Below are 15,296 nucleotides of genomic sequence, written 5' to 3'. Positions count from 1 at the left end.
GTCAATAGCCCACCTTAGGAGGAGAAAACCATGTTGAAAAGAAAAGTACTCAGTATCGCGATCGGTGTCGGCGCACTCGTCGGTGCAAGCAGCCTGGCGTACGCGGACGAGCCCTACATTCCGCTCATTTCCAAAGGCTTCCAGCATCAGTTCTGGCAGGCTGTGAAATCGGGCGCGGAGCAGTCCGCGAAGGAAAACAACGTACGTATCACGTTCGAAGGCCCGGAAACGGAGGCAATGGTCGATAAGCAGATCGACATGTTATCGGCTGCGCTCGCAAAGAAACCGCAGGCACTCGGCATTGCCGCGCTCGACAGCAAGGCGGCCGTTCCGCTGCTCAAGCGTGCGCAGTCCAGCAAGATTCCCGTCATTGCGTTCGACTCGGGCGTCGACAGCGATATTCCACTGACGACGTGCGCGACGGATAACCTCGCCGCCGCTGCGCTCGCCGCGGACAAGATGGCCGGGATGATCGGCAATTCGGGCGAAGTCGGCGTCATCGTGCACGACCAGACGAGCCGCACGGGCATCGACCGGCGCGACGGCTTCCTGAACGAAATGAAGTCGAAGCATCCGAACGTGAAGATCGTTTCGGTGCAATACGGTGGCGGCGATCACCTGAAGTCGGCGGAAATTGCCAAGGCGATGATTCAGGCCAATCCGAACATCAAGGGCATTTTCGGCGCCAACGAAGGTTCGGCGGAAGGCGCGGCAATCGGCGTGAAGGAATCGGGCAAGAAGCTGGTGCTGATCGGCTACGACTCAGGCAAGGAACAGAAAGAGGACATCATGTCCGGCCTGATGGCGGGCGCGATTACGCAAAACCCGGTTGGCATCGGTAAATGCGTGATCGATTCGGCCGTGAAAGCGCTCAAGGGCGAGAAGCTGCCGAAGAAAGTCGATACCGGCTTTTACTGGTACGACAAGTCGAACATAAATGATCCGAAGATCGCTGCAGTACTCTATGACTAAGTAGCGTGCGATGAAAGAGGATGGTTTGAGACCTTCCTCTTTCGTTTTTGTTTAACGCCGCACAGATCGCTATTAGCGCAAGTCCGCGCGCAACTCACGCACACCCCGTCCCAAACGCTGCCGCAATAGCGTTCTCAACGTCGCGCCGTCGACATAACCCACTTCAGCGGCAATCGCTTCGAGATCGAGGCCGCTGCCATGGAGAAGCGATTGCGCACGTTCGACGCGCAAGTCCTGAAAGTACGCGAGCGGCGATTTCCCCAGCACTTCCTGGCAGCGACGCTGCAACGTCCGCGCGCTCGTCGCCAGTGCGCCGGCGGCATCCTGCAACGAGAAACCCTCTTTCAGATGATCTCGCGCCCATCGTTCGAAGCGCTGCATCAATGGGTCCGCCAGCGCCAGATGATTGGGAATGATGTATGGCGCCTGCAGCGAGCGGATGTCGGCCAGCAGGTAACGCGAAACGAGCGTCGCCAGTTCCGGACTCGCCTTGCGGATCAACCAGAGCGTGAGGTCGAGATGCCCTAGTGCGGCGCCCGCCGTCACGCCGATATCGGTCGCGACGAGCATGCGCGATTCGTCGAGCGAGACCTTCGGATAGCGTTGCCTGAAGAGCGGAGCGAGCGACCAGGTCGACGTCGCTTCCCGATGATCGAGCAGACCCGCTTCGGCGAGCAGAAACGTGCCGATGCAGGAAGCGGCAATCAAGGCGCCTTCAGCACGCCACTTCACCAATTGCGCGGTGGCCTGCTTCACGTCGGCTCGATCCAGTGCGGGAATCAGTTCGTCCGGCGTGGTCTTGCCGAGTGCGGGGACGATGACCCAGTCCGGCTTGAGATCCGGCGTGATCGCCTGCACGGGAATCGTGAAGCCCTGCCCCGAGCGTACGCGCTTGCGCACGCCCACGACGGTCACGTTGAATTTCGGCGTGCCGCCCATCATGCGGGAAGCGAGCTTGTTCGCGGCGCCGAGCGCGTCGAGCGTGACGGCGAGCCCTGTATCGAACAGTCCATCGAGTGCGAGCACAGCAACGCGCATGGCGTAAATGACCCTAACGTTGTTATTTACGACGATACAACTTTTTCCCGGTGAGCGCCATTGCGCGCAGTTTCGTGCGCACGCGTAAGGAGAATCTCGCGATTTTTACGACATTTTTTCTTGTGGCCCATCATGGCCAATTCTAGACTTCACACCAATCAGGAAGCCCGGAGAGACACCATGTCGAAACGACACGCGACAATCGGAAAGCACACGCCCCTCGCTTACAGCGAGGGGAGCGCCGGCAGCGTTGTGCTACGCCGCTTCGATCAGTCGCGCGACTCGTACGAGCAACTCACGACCATGCTGCATCGCGCGTTTGCGCGGCTCGGCATGATGGGATTGAACTGCACATGTGTGGATCAGGATGTGGCCGTCACGATGAAACGCGCTCAAAGCGGCGACTGCTTCGTGATGGTCAGCGGTGGAAAGATCATCGGCACCATGACGCTTTATGCGAGCGACAGCGACTCGCTCTGCGAGCATTATCACCGGCACGATGTCGCGACGATTCGCCAGTTGGCTATCGATCCTTCATGGCAAAACCGGGGCATCGGTAAATCCATGCTGGCGTTCGCCGAGCACTGGGCTGCGACGCGCGGTTATGCGGAGTTGGCGCTCGATACGCCGTACCCGGCTGCGCATCTCGTTGCCTTCTATCGCGGGCAGGGCTTCCGCATCGTCGACGCGGTGCGCTTCACAGGCAAGGTGTACGACAGCGCGATTCTCAGCAAGGCGCCCGTCGTCGCACGCACGCTGGCCGCGTGGACGCATCAGATCGCGTTGCCGGGCGCGCGCCTCGTTCGGTTCGCGGCGTGAAGAGCAGGCTTGGTTACTGCGCGCCCTGCCGCTGCTTCCAGTCAGCGTATAGATCCCCATGCGACTCCAGCCGAACCGGCTCATAACGGATCTTGATGTTTTGCTCGGCAAACGGCTTCGCCAGGTCGGCATAAACAGCCGCTGTCGATAGCCCATAAGGCGCGCCATCCTCGTTCGAGTACGCATAAAACACTTCACCGATGCCCGCCATCCGCATCGCGGCAAGACACATCGGACAGGGATGACCACTCGCATACACAGTGCATCCCGCGAGATTCGGCGAGCCGAGCTTGTGGCTTGCTGCGCGGATCGCGTTCAATTCCGCGTGCGAGGTCGGATCGTTCGTGTGCAGAATTTCGTTCACGCCAGTCGCGACGACCTCTCCATCCTTGACGATCACAGCGCCAAACGGCCTGCCGCCGCTTTCGACATTGCCGTAGGCGAGTTCGATCGCCTCAGCGAGGTAACGTTGTTGCGGGGTCATGGTAGTCACTCCTTGAATACGTGTGAGGAGTTTACGCTACGACGATTCAAAACGTCTCCCAGTCGACTTCAGCCCGCGATTGACCGGCTGGCTCGCGTTGCACGACAGCATTCTTTGCAGCCACCGCGCGAGCGGGCGACGGCGTCGCATACATCGCCTGCTGTCCGCCATCGAGCCTGAACATCGCCACGGCCGCCTTGAGGCTCGCAGCCTGATCGGCCATCGCCTGCGCTGCGGCCGTCGCCTGCTCGACGAGCGCGGCATTCTGCTGCGTCACCTGGTCCATTTGCGCGACAGCCGTATTGACCTGCTCGATGCCCGTCGACTGTTCCGTCGACGCCGCCGCGATTTCGCTCATGATGTCCGTCACGCGCTTCACCGAGCGGACCACGTCGTTCATCGTCTCGCCCGCGTCATGCACGAGCGTCGAGCCCGTCGATACATGTGCCGCGGATGTTTCGATCAACGCCTTGATCTCTTTCGCGGCAGCCGCGCTGCGTTGCGCCAGCGTGCGAACCTCGCCCGCGACGACTGCGAAGCCGCGCCCCTCTTCGCCGGCGCGCGCCGCTTCGACGGCGGCATTGAGCGCGAGAATGTTCGTCTGGAACGCAATGCCTTCGATCACCGAAATGATCTCGGACACGCGCGACGAACTCGATGAAATGTCATCCATCGTCGCAACGACCTTGCGCACCACATCGCCGCCCGTCGTTGCCGTCTGCGACGCGTTGCTCGCGAGCGTGCTGCCCTGGCGAGCGTTCTCGGTGTTCTGCCGGACCGTCGACGTAAGCTCTTCCATGCTCGCAGCCGTCTCTTCCAGCGAAGCCGCCTGCTCTTCCGTGCGCTGCGACAGATCGGTATTGCCTTGCGCGATTTCACTCGCCGCAACCGAGATGGACTCGGCCGATTTCTTGATGTCGGCGACGATCGACGTGAGCCGCGCGCGCATCGTGTCGAGCGATCCCATCAGACTGTCGGGATCGCTGTTCGCGAGATCGACCTTGACGGCGAGATTGCCCTGCGCGATCTGCGCGGCGATATCCTGCGCGGTGCGCGGCTCGCCGCCCAACTGCCGCAGGATGCTGCGGGTAATCAGCGTCGCCGTGACCAGCGCGAGTGCAATCGATGCCGCCACGATCATCGCAATCAGCACGCGAATGCGCGAGTAGGTCGCGATTGCGTCCTGCTGTGCGACGAGATTCGACTGGTCTTCGAAGTCCGCCAGTTCCGCCGCGCGCGCGAGCCATGTGCGTTGCGTCGGCCGGGCGCGTTCGAGCAGCAACTGCGTCGCAGCGATCGTGTCGTTCGCAAGACCGAGTTCGACCACCTTGCTCATCGGCGGCACGGCGGCGGACTCTTCCTGCTTGAGCGCGGCCATCAGCGAACGTTCGCGCGGATCGGTTCCGGCTTCTTCCGCGAACATGCGGTCGAGCTTCTGATACGCGTCCGCATACAGTTCGCCCTGCTTCGCAACCCGTTCGGCTTCGGCTCGCCTGTCTGTGGCAGTCATATAGAGCACGACGTTGCGCATCGCGATCGCGCGGTCCTGAATCGATGCGCGAAGCTCATTGGCGAGACGCGCCTGCGTACCGTTGACGCGCGCGATCTCGTCCAGCTTGCCGTTCAACGCCCACAAGCCGTAAAAACCGATCAGCGCCACAGCGAGCAGCAAGCCCATCAACAAGCCGAATCCGGCAAGCAGGCGGGTCGAGACGTTCAGGTTGCGCAGCTTCATTGCATCGTGCCCCGTTGTTGGTTACAACTTGTTTACGGCAAACCAACGAACGGCTGAAGGCGGCTTTATGCCACACTGCGAACAGAGGATAGAACACGGACGTTCGTACGTTGCCATCACCGAAGCGTGACGGCATCATTCGATCCACATAAGGAGATCGCCATGTCGCATAAGGGAAGCTGTCATTGCGGACGCATCGCTTTCGAGGTTGAAGGCGAGCCAACCAGCGTCATGGCCTGCAACTGTTCGATATGCCAGCGCAAAGGCGCGTTGATGTGGTTCGTCCCGTTCGAGCACCTCCATCTCACGACACCTGAGCAGAACGCCAGCACGTACACCTTCAACAAGCACGTGATCCGTCATCGCTTCTGCCCCGTCTGCGGCATGCATCCGTACGGCGAAGGCACCGCGCCCGACGGCCGCCCGATGGCGGCCATCAACGTGCGCTGTCTCGAAGACATCGATATCGATGCGTTACCCGTCACGCATTACGACGGGCGTTCGCACTGACGTTCGCGCTCAGGGCGCTGCCTTCGCGCGAGGGTCAGGCGGGATTGGGCGTCCGCACATTCTGCTCGCGCGCCCACTCGCGCACCGCGTTCGCGAACAGATGCAGCGCGGGTGGCGTATGGCGGTTCGCCGGGTAGTAGAGGCACCATTGCCCGAACGACGGCCCCGCCGCCGGCAGTGTGTCGATCAGCAAGCCTGCCGCAAGCAGCTCGCTCACCAGCGTCTCGGGCACCCACGCAATGCCGATGCCCGACAGCGCGGCCCACACCATCAGATTCAGATTGCCGAGGGTCACAGAACCGCCGACATCGAGCGATACGCGTCGGCCGCGATGTTCGAGATCCCAGCGGAACAACGCGCCGCTCTCGAATCGAAAACGGATGCATCGGTGATCGAGCAGATCATTCGGATTTTGCGGCATGCCATGTCGCTCGATGTACTCGGGTGAAGCAACCGCGCAAAAGCGCATCTCCGGTCCGAAGCGGATCGCGATCATATCGCGCGGCACGTCTTCCATCACGCGGATACCCGCGTCGAAGCCACCCGCGACGATATCGACGAGCCGCGTATCCACCACGAACTCCACATGAATCTCGGGATATTTCTCGAGAAACGTCGGCAGCACCTGCTGGATCACTTCTTTTGCGCCATTCTCCGAGCAATTGATGCGAATCGATCCCGACGGCCGGTGCTGTGCCGACGTGGCTTCATCCACCGCGTCTTCGAGATCGCGAATCGCGGGACTCACGCGACGCAGCAACTGCTCGCCTGCCTCGGTCAGCGCCATCGATCGCGTCGTGCGCGTAAAGAGCCGCACGTTCAGACGTCCCTCCAGCGCGCGCATTGCGTGACTCAGCGCGGACGGCGTCACGCCCATTGCGCGCGCAGCGGCGCTGAAGCTGCGGTGTTGTGCAATGGAAACGAAGGCCGATAGTTCCGACAGACCAGGACGCGGCATTAGTGAAAATCTCTCATAAGGTCTTGCAAATCCAGGCGGATTGTTGAGCGCAATTATCGAGCCTATTCTGTGTGTCCGCACCTGACTATCAAAGAGGAAATCATGCAGCAGCGCGAACTGGGCAAGTCCGGTCTCAAGGTATCCGCCATCGGACTGGGCTGTATGGGACTGAGTTTCGCATACGGCCCCGCGACGGAAGAGCAGCAGGCAATCCGCCTGCTTCACTCGGCGCTCGACCAGGGTGTCACCTTCTTCGACACCGCCGAAGCCTACGGCCCTCACACGAATGAGACGTTACTCGGCAATGCTCTGTCGGCAAATCGCGACAAGGTCGTCATCGCCACCAAGTTCGGTTTCATCGACGGCCAGCCGCCTAAAGGTCTCGACAGCCGGCCGGAAACCATCCGGGCCGTCACGGAAGCGTCGCTCAAGCGACTGAAAACAGACCGTATCGATCTGCTCTACCAGCATCGCGTCGATCCCGCCGTGCCGATCGAAGACGTCGCAGGGACCGTTCGCGATCTGATCAAGGAAGGCAAGGTATTGCACTTCGGTTTGTCCGAGGCGGGCGCCAGCACGATCCGCCGCGCACACGCCGTGCAACCCGTCGCCGCCGTGCAAAGCGAGTACTCGTTGTGGTGGCGCGAGCCGGAAGCCTCCGTGCTGCCGACGCTCGAAGAACTGGGCATCGGTTTCGTGCCGTTCAGCCCGCTAGGCAAAGGCTTCCTGACGGGAGCCATCGACGCCAGCACGACGTTCGACAAAACGGACTTCCGCAACATCGTGCCGCGATTCTCGGAAGAGAACCGCAAGGCGAATGCGGCACTCGTCGAAGCGCTCGGCGCGATTGCCGATAGCAAAGGCGTGACGCGCGCGCAGATCGCGTTGGCGTGGTTGCTCGCGCAAAAGCCGTGGATGGCGCCGATTCCCGGCACCACGAAGCTGTCTCGCCTCGAAGAAAACATCGGCGCGGCTTCGATCGTGTTGTCAGCGGAGGAACTCGCGCAAATCGACACGGCGCTGCGTGGCATCGCGATTGTCGGCGACCGCTATCCTGCGCATCTTCAGCAACGCGTCGACCGTTAACTAGCCGCCGCTGAGATGAAATACGGACGACGTGTACATCGCGTCGTCCGCACCCTCATCTCATCTCAGCGCAGCGAGCGGAAACTCACGCGCACTTCGTCCGTGAACTCTTGCGGTTGTTCCCAGGCTGCAAAGTGCCCGCCTTTCGGCAAACGGTTGTAGTGAATCAGCTTCGGATACGCCTTCTCCGTCCAGCTCTTTGGCGCCGAGTAGATTTCATCCGGGAACACGCTGACCGCGACGGGAATGGTGACGTGCTTCGGCGCAAAGAAGTTCAGCTTGTTCTCCCAATAGAGACGCGCCGACGAGATGCCCGTATTCGTCACCCAATACAGCGTCACGTTGTCGAGTACATCGTCGCGCGACAACCCTTCTGTTTGCCCATCGAATACGCGCGCAATCATCGCCTGACTCGCGGCGTCGTGATCGAGCATCCACGCGGCAAGACCGATCGGCGAATCTTCGATGCCATAGAGCGTTTGCGGCCGGCCCGCCATCTCTTGCGCGTAGCCCAGACCGTGCTTGTAGAAGTAGTCCAGTTGATCGAACGCGTGCTGCTCATCGGGCGACAGACCGGCGGGCGGCGGGTTGCCATACTTGAGCGCATTCGCAATGTCGTCGGGTACGGTGGCGGGCATGTTCGTATGAATGCCGATGAGTCCCGGCGGCGTGAGAAGCGCCATTTGCTCCGTCACTGCATTGCCCCAATCGCCGCCTTGCGCGACGTATCGCGTGTAGCCGAGACGCTGCATCAACACCACCCACGCGCGTGCGATGCGTGCAGGGTCCCAACCTGTTGCCGTCGGCTTGCCGGAGAATCCGTAGCCAGGAAGCGACGGAATCACGACATCGAACGCATCCGATGCATTGCCGCCGTGCGCTGTCGGATTGGTCAGAGGATCAATCACCTTCATTTGCTCGATGATCGAGCCGGGCCATCCGTGCGTGATGATCATCGGCAAAGCATCTTTCTGCTTCGATCGTACGTGGATGAAGTGAATATCGAGCCCGTCGATTTCAGTGACGTATTGCGGCAGCGCATTCAGTCTCGCTTCCACCTTGCGCCAGTCGTAGTTAGTCGACCAGTAGGTGGCAAGCTTTTGCATCGTCGCGAGTTGCACACCTTGTGATGCATCGGTGACGGTCTCGCGTTCGGGCCACTTTGTGGCTTTGATGCGTCGGCGCAGATCGGTCAGTTGCGATTCCGGCACGTGTACGCGAAGTTTGCGAATGGCCGTCTTGTCGCCGCCGGCTGCAGGCGTGATTTCAGTGACTGCCTGACTGGTTTGCGCAAAGGCGAATCGACTCAACGAACCTGCGGCGATCGCGGCAGCGGCCACGCCGATAAAGCGGCGACGCGACGGGGCTTGGGAAAGGATATCGTTTTGCATGGAAGTTCCTGTTAGCAATAAGCACGAGTAGGCGGAGCGATGAGCGCCGCAGCGTTTGATATCCCGGGCATACCGCTTATCACTGCCCGTCCTGAAGCCCATACGCCGTGTCAGTCGGCGAAGCTCATATCGTCACCGCTTTGCTGCGAATCAGGATTCATCGTTCGTGATTCGTGATTTGCAACAAGTGAGCCGATTATGTGAATGCGGACACTCGACGTAAATATCAGCGGCAGCACAACACTTGTGTCGGTGATGAACAACTCGTAGTCGTTGCCGCGCCTGCTCACAGGAATGGCAGTAGTGCAAAACATGCCAGGTCCGAAGACAGATTCACGGCGACGAGTTCGCAGTCATGCGTGATCTTAATGACCTTGCCGATGTCACGCAGCGCAGGACACGCGTTCCGATCGAGGTGACGCGAATGCATCGATAGTGGCGCGTTCACGTCGTAACCGGCCAGATCGCAAACTCGCATCTCGTCCGCCTGTTTGAAAACGGTTTTCAAACAGCAGCCTGTTCCGCGACAGAAAGAATGCGCTCGATTGTTGCGCCACCGCTCTCCTCGCATGACCCGGATAGTGAGCCAATTCACGCACGTGTCCCTTCCGATGCAGCCACTTCATAGCGGGTCGTATGCTTGCGGCACTTCCAAAGGCGTTTCTTTCGAGCATGGCTCGCTGCTCCGATTCGAACGTGGAACAACGACAGGAAGTACACATCGCTTGACACTATGATTATCATAGTGATATTTTGTGTCATCGCGATGCACGTTGTGAGACGTCACGATTCGTTCGACAAAAGCGGCTCGGCGTCGACAGCGAGACGTGGCCCCAGTTCGCACCCTTCCCGAATGGAGAACTGCAATGTCCAATCCTGTTTATCGCGCGGAGCGCACCGGCTTGCTGCTGGTCGATCCGTACAACGATTTTCTGTCGGAAGGCGGCAAGGTCTTCCCCATGATCAAGGAGATCGCCGCCGAAGTCGGCTTGCTGGACAACCTTCGTGCGGCCGTCGCTGCTGCGCGCAAGGCCAACGTTCAGGTGTTCTACGTGCCACACCGCCGTTGGGAACCAGGCGACTACGACAACTGGGATCATCCGAATCCGACGCAACGTCTCGTGCAGCAACGTCACACGTTCGAGAAGGGAACGTGGGGCGGCGAATTTCATCCCGACTTCCAGCCGCAGGCAGGCGACATCATCATCAAGGAACACTGGGCGCAAAGCGGTTTCGCCAACACCGATCTCGACTTTCAACTCAAGCAGCAAGGCGTCACGCATGTGATCGCCATTGGACTGCTGGCGAATACCTGCATGGAATCGACGTGCCGTTTCGCGATGGAACTGGGCTATCACGTCACGCTCGTGCGCGATGCAACGGCCGCTTTCACGAAGGAAATGATGCACGCGGCCCACGAACTGAACGGCCCTACTTTCGCGCATGAAATACTGAGAACGGCAGAACTGGTCGCCGCGCTGGCTGAAGCACAGGGAGCCCGCTCATGATGCTCACCGGCAGCCTCTTTATCGGCGCGCAGGAAGTGCCCGCCAGCGCGGGCTCGATGAAAGCGCTCAATCCCGCCACCAATGCCGAGATCGAACCGCCCTTCGCCTTTGGCGGCCGCGCGGAAGTGGATCGCGCAGCGCGCCTCGCCGATGAAGCATTCGACAGCTACAACCATACGAGCCTCGCACAACGCGCCGCGTTTCTCGAACGCATTGCCGATGGGCTCGACGCAAGCCGGCAATCATGTGCTGGGCGCGTGACCGGTGCGTTCGATCGGTTGCACGTTCGTGTCGTTTCGAAGCGCATGAATGCCGGCGCATCACCACAGACGGAAACCGCTTCATGGACGAGATTCACAGCCTGCGCGTCTTTTCGCGGGTCGTCGAAACCGGCAGTTTCACTGCCGTAGCCAATGTACTCGACAGCAATGTGGCGCGCGTCTCGCGTGCCATTTCGGAGCTAGAAGACGATTTGCGCGTGCGGCTCTTTCATCGCACGACGCGGCGCATCACGCTGACCGATGCAGGCGCCCGCTATTACGAGCGATGCCAGCAGATTCTCGCCGATCTCGACTACGCCGACGCCGAAGCCGGCAACGCGATGAACGAGCCGCACGGCACGCTGCGCGTACATGCAATGCCGGGCCTTGGACAAACTCATCTCGCCGCGTGCATCGTCGGCTATCAGGCGCGCTATCCGAACATCGAGATCGAACTCGTGTTGTCGTCGACGATGCCGCGGCTCGTCGAGGAACAGTTCGACGTATCCGTCGTGACGGCACGAACGCTGCCCGATTCGGGTTACGTCAGCCAGGTGACGGGTACGAGCTACAGCATGCTGGTCGCCGCACCGTCGTATCTGGAGAAGCATGCGCCTTTACGCTCGCCTGACGATCTGGAAGGCCACGCATTCGTGCGGCTGCAGTCGGCCGCCTCGCCGACGGATGGCTGGCAACTCGAAGGCGCCGACGGCGACGTGCTGCTGGATGCGTCGGCGGCCCGCTACCGGATCAACGACCCCGGTGCTTTGCGCGTGGCGCTGCGGGCGGGCGCGGGCATCGGCGCGCTCGCAGTCTATTCCGCTATCGACGATCTTCGCGCAGGCACGCTGGTTCGCGTCCTGCCGCAATTCCAACTGCCGACGCGCAATGTCTATTCGGTTTACGCGTCGCGCCGCTATGTCGATGCGAAGATCCGTACGTTCGTCGACTTCCTCAAGGACGAACTCAGCGCGCGACTTGCTGCACAGGAAGCCACATTGGTTTCGTGACTGTGCGTGACGCCGTTTAGACCGCGACGATTCCCGTCAGATTACCGGCGTCGCGCAGCACGACGCGCGCATCGGAGCCGTCGAGCGAAACGCGACGGATCGTGCCGCCCAGATCGCTGACATAAGCGACGTCGCGGTAAGGATGCACGGACAATCCGATTGCCTCGTTGAAGCCGTCGAGCAACACGTCGGCATGCAAACCCGTCTCGCCACGCTGCTGAAGCCGGCTGTGATTCAATGTATTGCCGAACGGCGGCGCGCCGCGATCGGTCCAGTAAAGCGTCATCGTCGCCACATCGAGTTCGAGATCGACGGGCTCCGGCAAGTTGTCGAAGAGGGTTTCGATACCGTCGCGCGATGCTGGCGACACGCTCTTGCGGCGAGGATTCAGCGGCGCGCGGAGGATGCGTCCCGTGTTCGATTTCGTCGCGCCCTTTTGCGTCCAGTAGATCTGCTCACGTTCGACATCGAGCGCGAGTCCGACACACCAGTTCCGTGCGTCAGCCTGTTGATGTGCGCCATAGCCCGTCTGCACGAGCGTCTCCAGTGACGATCCGTCGAGACTGCAACGCATCACGCGCATGCCTTCCCGGTCGCACCAGTAGAGATGGCCGCCGCGCGGCTCGATGAGCAATTGCTTTGGCGTGTGCGTTAATCCCGGCGGCACGATGGTCGTGAGGTCGCCGCCGTCGAGATCGCAACGCATGATGAAACCGTCGTTGCGCGACGGCACGCCCATGTTCGTCCAGTAGAGATGACCGCGCGCCGTGTCGATGGCGACGCCGTCCGGTCCCGCGCAGCAAGCGTCGACCAGTACTTCGAACTCGCCGCCATCGCTCGTCGCCGAAAGCACGCGATTGCCGCCGTGGTCGAGAAAGTACAGACGCATGTGATCCGACTCGGCCGCCTGCTCGCTGGGCTTTTCCAGAAGCGCATGCTCCATCATTGACCCGCGACGGCGAAGCCGCGATACGGCAGCAGCGGAACGAACATCTGGATTTCGAGCTTGCCGGACTGCATCAGCGGCAGTGCTTCGACAGTGGCACGCGCTGCGCTTTCGTCCTCCGCTTCGATCAGCAGGCACGCGCCCGGCAGGTCCGCGCGGGTCCAGACCTGACGAATCGTATCCGTCGCGTACTGCTCTTTGACATACGCGACTTCCATCGCGCGCTGTTCATTCGTGACGGGTGTGGCGTCATGCTTGACGCGCATCGCAAACAGAAATTGCATGAGAACTCCTTCGACTTTCACGTGTTGTTGAACTGACGTGCAGTCTAAGAAGCGTGCTCAAGCGGAAAAAGACGGCGCTCCGTAAAAGCCTCTTTTACGGAGCCTGAAAAATCCGGTCCTGCGGGTAATCAAAACGCCTTGGCAAGCCGGAATGCCGAAACGGCTTCGCGCATCGTCTGCGCCTGGCTTTCCAGCGCGCTTGCGGCGGCGGCCGCCTGCTCGACGAGCGCCGCATTCTGCTGCGTAACCTGGTCCATCTGGCTCACGGCGTGGCCGACCTGCTCGATACCGTCGCTCTGCTCGGCCGTCGCCGTCGTGATTTCGCCCATGATGCCCGCGACATTGCGCACCGATCGCACAATCTCGGTCATCGTCGCGCCCGCCTGCGCGACGAGTCCGTTGCCGTTCTGCACGTGATCGATGGAAGTGCCGATCAACGCCTTGATCTCGCGTGCAGCGCCCGCGCTGCGCTGCGCGAGCGTGCGCACTTCACCCGCGACGACGGCGAACCCGCGCCCCTGCTCGCCCGCACGCGCAGACTCGACGGCAGCATTCAGCGCGAGAATATTCGTCTGGAACGCAATGCTGTCAATCATGCCGATGATGTCCGCAATCTTGCTCGAACTCGAACTGATCTCGGCCATCGTATGCACCGCGCGCTCGACCACATCGCCGCCCTGCTGCGCGAGATCGGCCGCATTCGTGGCGAGCCGGTTTGCCTCGCGCGCATGCTCGGCGTTCTGCTTCACAGTCGACGTCAGTTGCTCCATGCTCGCCGCCGTTTCTTCAAGCGACGCCGATTGCTCTTCCGTGCGGCTCGACAGATCGAGATTGCCCGCCGCGATCTCGCGCGCCGCCGTATGAATCGCTTCGCAGCTTTCGCGCACGCCGGAAACAGTCCGCGTGAGACCCGACTGCATCCGGTGCATCGCGGCGAACAACTGACCGATCTCGCTCTTGCTCGCTTCGGGCACGCGCACCGTCAGATCGTTGGACGCGATCCGATCTAGCACGTCGGCCGCCTGCGCAAGCGGCGTGGTGACCGTGCGTTGCAACGCAATGTACGCGAGCACGATCAGGCCGACTGCAATCGCAATGCCGAACATCACCGTGCCGACGATCCATTGATAGCGCTCGTTGCCGCTCGCGAGCGCATCTTCTGAAAGCTGGTTCGCGAGCTTCTGGAATTTCTCGACGTTCACCGAGTAGGCCGCGCCCGACGCGGTGATGTCGCGATCGTTGAGTGCCGCGTAGGTCGCCGTGTCGCCGTTGCGCAATGCGTCGGCGGCACGGTTGAGTGTCGTCGCAAGTTGCGTCGCCGAATCGAGCAATTGCTGCTTGAGCGCAGCGTCCATGCCGTCGAACGCATCCGACTTCTCGAAAGCCTGCGTCTCGCGCACGGACAGGTCGAGCGAGCGTTGCGCGCTTTGCAGTGCCGAGTCGCGCGTGGCCGTGTCATTGCGCTCCTTCAGCGCGGAGTAGGCGCGCACCATCGCCGAACGCGTGCGTGTCGTGTCCTTGTAAGCATCGTTGACGAGAATGGTCTGACGCGCCATGTCCCGCAGATTCTGCGCATTGCCGTTGGCGATCTTCAGTGTCCCGATGCCGACCACGCCGCCCAGCAGAATCATCGACGCGAAGACCACAAGCAAAGCAAGCAGGCTGGCCCGTACTGTAATGTTGCGCATGCTGATCGATGCCAGCACGCGCCGGCGAAGAGTTGACTGAACAGCTTTAACGGCAATATCGGGGAACGCTTTAGGACAATCGGGAAATATCGGCTGGTTTGGGAGAGCGATTGTGGCTAACTGGTTCGTTCATTGTTTGAATAGGCCAGTCGTGTCGACGTTGATGCGCGAACCGGGCTATTGCTGCGCGATCGCGTTTATCACGATGTTCGGGGAAGAGGCTCGGCGAAGCGCCGTGAAGAAATCTCGCGTCGGGCGGAGGTGGTTGACCTCGCCCGAGCGAGCAATGCGTGAAGAGAGGCGCTGCTTTTGCCAGAGCTGATTACGCGACTGTGGTTCACACAGTGCGCAGCATCTCCAGCACCCGCACGACATCGGCGTCGGCGAGGTCGCCCTCCGGTTCCTTGCGGGCGAGCAGCAAGTCCATCAGGTCGTTATCGCTCAGTTCGAGCAGGCGCGTGAGCGCGCCTACGTCCGCATCACTGAGATCATGCTCATATCGGCTGAAAAAACGCTCGAAGATCAGATCGTTTTCCAGCAGGCCGCGCCGGGCGCGCCACTTCAGACGCGCGCGACGCAGCGGGTCGGACTGATGCGATGCGTCCAT

The 15,296-nt window shown here is 61.0% G+C and carries 15 protein-coding genes and 1 pseudogene; 7 read left to right on the top strand and 9 right to left on the bottom strand.

Annotated elements, in window-relative coordinates; all coding sequences use genetic code 11:
- Positions 1 to 30: 30 nt before the first annotated feature.
- Positions 31 to 972 (top strand): ABC transporter substrate-binding protein, encoded by a 942-nt coding sequence (locus H1204_RS38215; RefSeq protein WP_180733856.1) that lies wholly within the window; start codon positions 31 to 33, stop codon positions 970 to 972.
- A gap of 72 nt (positions 973 to 1,044) precedes the next feature.
- Here the strand turns inward: H1204_RS38215 and H1204_RS38210 are convergent, their stop codons facing one another.
- Positions 1,045 to 2,010, bottom strand: a complete 966-nt coding sequence (locus tag H1204_RS38210; protein ID WP_180733855.1) for a helix-turn-helix domain-containing protein — start codon at positions 2,008 to 2,010, stop codon at positions 1,045 to 1,047.
- Between the two features lie 180 nt (positions 2,011 to 2,190).
- On the opposite strand from H1204_RS38210, the gene H1204_RS38205 reads away from it, so the two are divergent.
- Positions 2,191 to 2,829: a GNAT family N-acetyltransferase gene (locus H1204_RS38205; protein WP_180733854.1), complete on the top strand. Its 639-nt coding sequence runs from the start codon at positions 2,191 to 2,193 to the stop codon at positions 2,827 to 2,829.
- A 13-nt stretch (positions 2,830 to 2,842) separates the two neighbouring features.
- On the opposite strand, the gene H1204_RS38200 is transcribed toward H1204_RS38205, so the two are convergent.
- Both H1204_RS38200 and H1204_RS38195 read right to left on the bottom strand, forming a co-directional pair.
- Positions 2,843 to 3,313 carry a nucleoside deaminase gene (locus tag H1204_RS38200; protein WP_180733853.1) on the bottom strand — a complete coding sequence of 157 codons (471 nt, stop codon included), beginning with the start codon at positions 3,311 to 3,313 and terminating at the stop codon, positions 2,843 to 2,845.
- Positions 3,314 to 3,359: 46 nt separating this feature from the next.
- Entirely contained in the window at positions 3,360 to 5,048 is a 1,689-nt protein-coding gene (locus H1204_RS38195) for a methyl-accepting chemotaxis protein (protein WP_180733852.1), read from the bottom strand.
- 162 nt (positions 5,049 to 5,210) lie between these two features.
- On the opposite strand from H1204_RS38195, the gene H1204_RS38190 reads away from it, so the two are divergent.
- On the top strand, positions 5,211 to 5,558 hold the full coding sequence (locus H1204_RS38190) for a GFA family protein (RefSeq protein ID WP_042313452.1): 348 nt from the start codon (positions 5,211 to 5,213) through the stop codon (positions 5,556 to 5,558).
- Between the two features lie 34 nt (positions 5,559 to 5,592).
- On the opposite strand, the gene H1204_RS38185 is transcribed toward H1204_RS38190, so the two are convergent.
- Positions 5,593 to 6,516 carry a LysR family transcriptional regulator gene (locus H1204_RS38185; protein WP_180733851.1) on the bottom strand — a complete coding sequence of 308 codons (924 nt, stop codon included), beginning with the start codon at positions 6,514 to 6,516 and terminating at the stop codon, positions 5,593 to 5,595.
- 102 nt (positions 6,517 to 6,618) lie between these two features.
- Between H1204_RS38185 and H1204_RS38180 the strand changes: the two genes are divergently transcribed.
- Entirely contained in the window at positions 6,619 to 7,602 is a 984-nt protein-coding gene (locus H1204_RS38180) for an aldo/keto reductase (protein WP_180733850.1), read from the top strand.
- 65 nt (positions 7,603 to 7,667) lie between these two features.
- Here H1204_RS38180 and H1204_RS38175 read toward each other — a convergent pair whose 3' ends face one another.
- Positions 7,668 to 8,993 (bottom strand): epoxide hydrolase family protein, encoded by a 1,326-nt coding sequence (locus H1204_RS38175; RefSeq protein ID WP_180733849.1) that lies wholly within the window; start codon positions 8,991 to 8,993, stop codon positions 7,668 to 7,670.
- A gap of 866 nt (positions 8,994 to 9,859) precedes the next feature.
- On the opposite strand from H1204_RS38175, the gene H1204_RS38170 reads away from it, so the two are divergent.
- The 3 genes and pseudogenes from H1204_RS38170 to H1204_RS38160 all read left to right on the top strand — a co-directional run bounded on the left by H1204_RS38170 (position 9,860) and on the right by H1204_RS38160 (position 11,771).
- On the top strand, positions 9,860 to 10,501 hold the full coding sequence (locus H1204_RS38170) for an isochorismatase family cysteine hydrolase (RefSeq protein WP_180733848.1): 642 nt from the start codon (positions 9,860 to 9,862) through the stop codon (positions 10,499 to 10,501).
- Positions 10,498 to 10,734, top strand: a pseudogene (locus tag H1204_RS38165) (aldehyde dehydrogenase family protein); the annotation flags it as partial. The gene H1204_RS38170 and the pseudogene H1204_RS38165, both read left to right, overlap by 4 nt.
- Positions 10,735 to 10,844: 110 nt before the next feature.
- On the top strand, positions 10,845 to 11,771 hold the full coding sequence (locus H1204_RS38160) for a LysR family transcriptional regulator (RefSeq protein WP_180733847.1): 927 nt from the start codon (positions 10,845 to 10,847) through the stop codon (positions 11,769 to 11,771).
- A gap of 16 nt (positions 11,772 to 11,787) precedes the next feature.
- Here H1204_RS38160 and H1204_RS38155 read toward each other — a convergent pair whose 3' ends face one another.
- The 4 genes from H1204_RS38155 to H1204_RS38140 form a co-directional block, all read right to left on the bottom strand.
- Entirely contained in the window at positions 11,788 to 12,717 is a 930-nt protein-coding gene (locus tag H1204_RS38155; protein WP_180733846.1) for a hypothetical protein, read from the bottom strand.
- Positions 12,714 to 13,001 carry a hypothetical protein gene (locus H1204_RS38150; RefSeq protein WP_180733845.1) on the bottom strand — a complete coding sequence of 96 codons (288 nt, stop codon included), beginning with the start codon at positions 12,999 to 13,001 and terminating at the stop codon, positions 12,714 to 12,716. Before H1204_RS38150 ends, H1204_RS38155 begins: the two co-directional genes overlap by 4 nt.
- Positions 13,002 to 13,129: 128 nt before the next feature.
- Positions 13,130 to 14,689, bottom strand: coding sequence for a methyl-accepting chemotaxis protein (locus H1204_RS38145; RefSeq protein WP_180733844.1), 1,560 nt, complete (start codon positions 14,687 to 14,689; stop codon positions 13,130 to 13,132).
- A 337-nt stretch (positions 14,690 to 15,026) separates the two neighbouring features.
- Positions 15,027 to 15,296 (bottom strand): succinate dehydrogenase assembly factor 2, encoded by a 270-nt coding sequence (locus H1204_RS38140; protein WP_180733843.1) that lies wholly within the window; start codon positions 15,294 to 15,296, stop codon positions 15,027 to 15,029.

It is taken from the genome of Paraburkholderia sp. PGU19 (assembly GCF_013426915.1).
GTDB lineage: Bacteria > Pseudomonadota > Gammaproteobacteria > Burkholderiales > Burkholderiaceae > Paraburkholderia.
The sequence above is the reverse complement of the archived record's forward strand: the minus strand, read 5'-3'. Positions and strand labels throughout refer to the sequence as shown.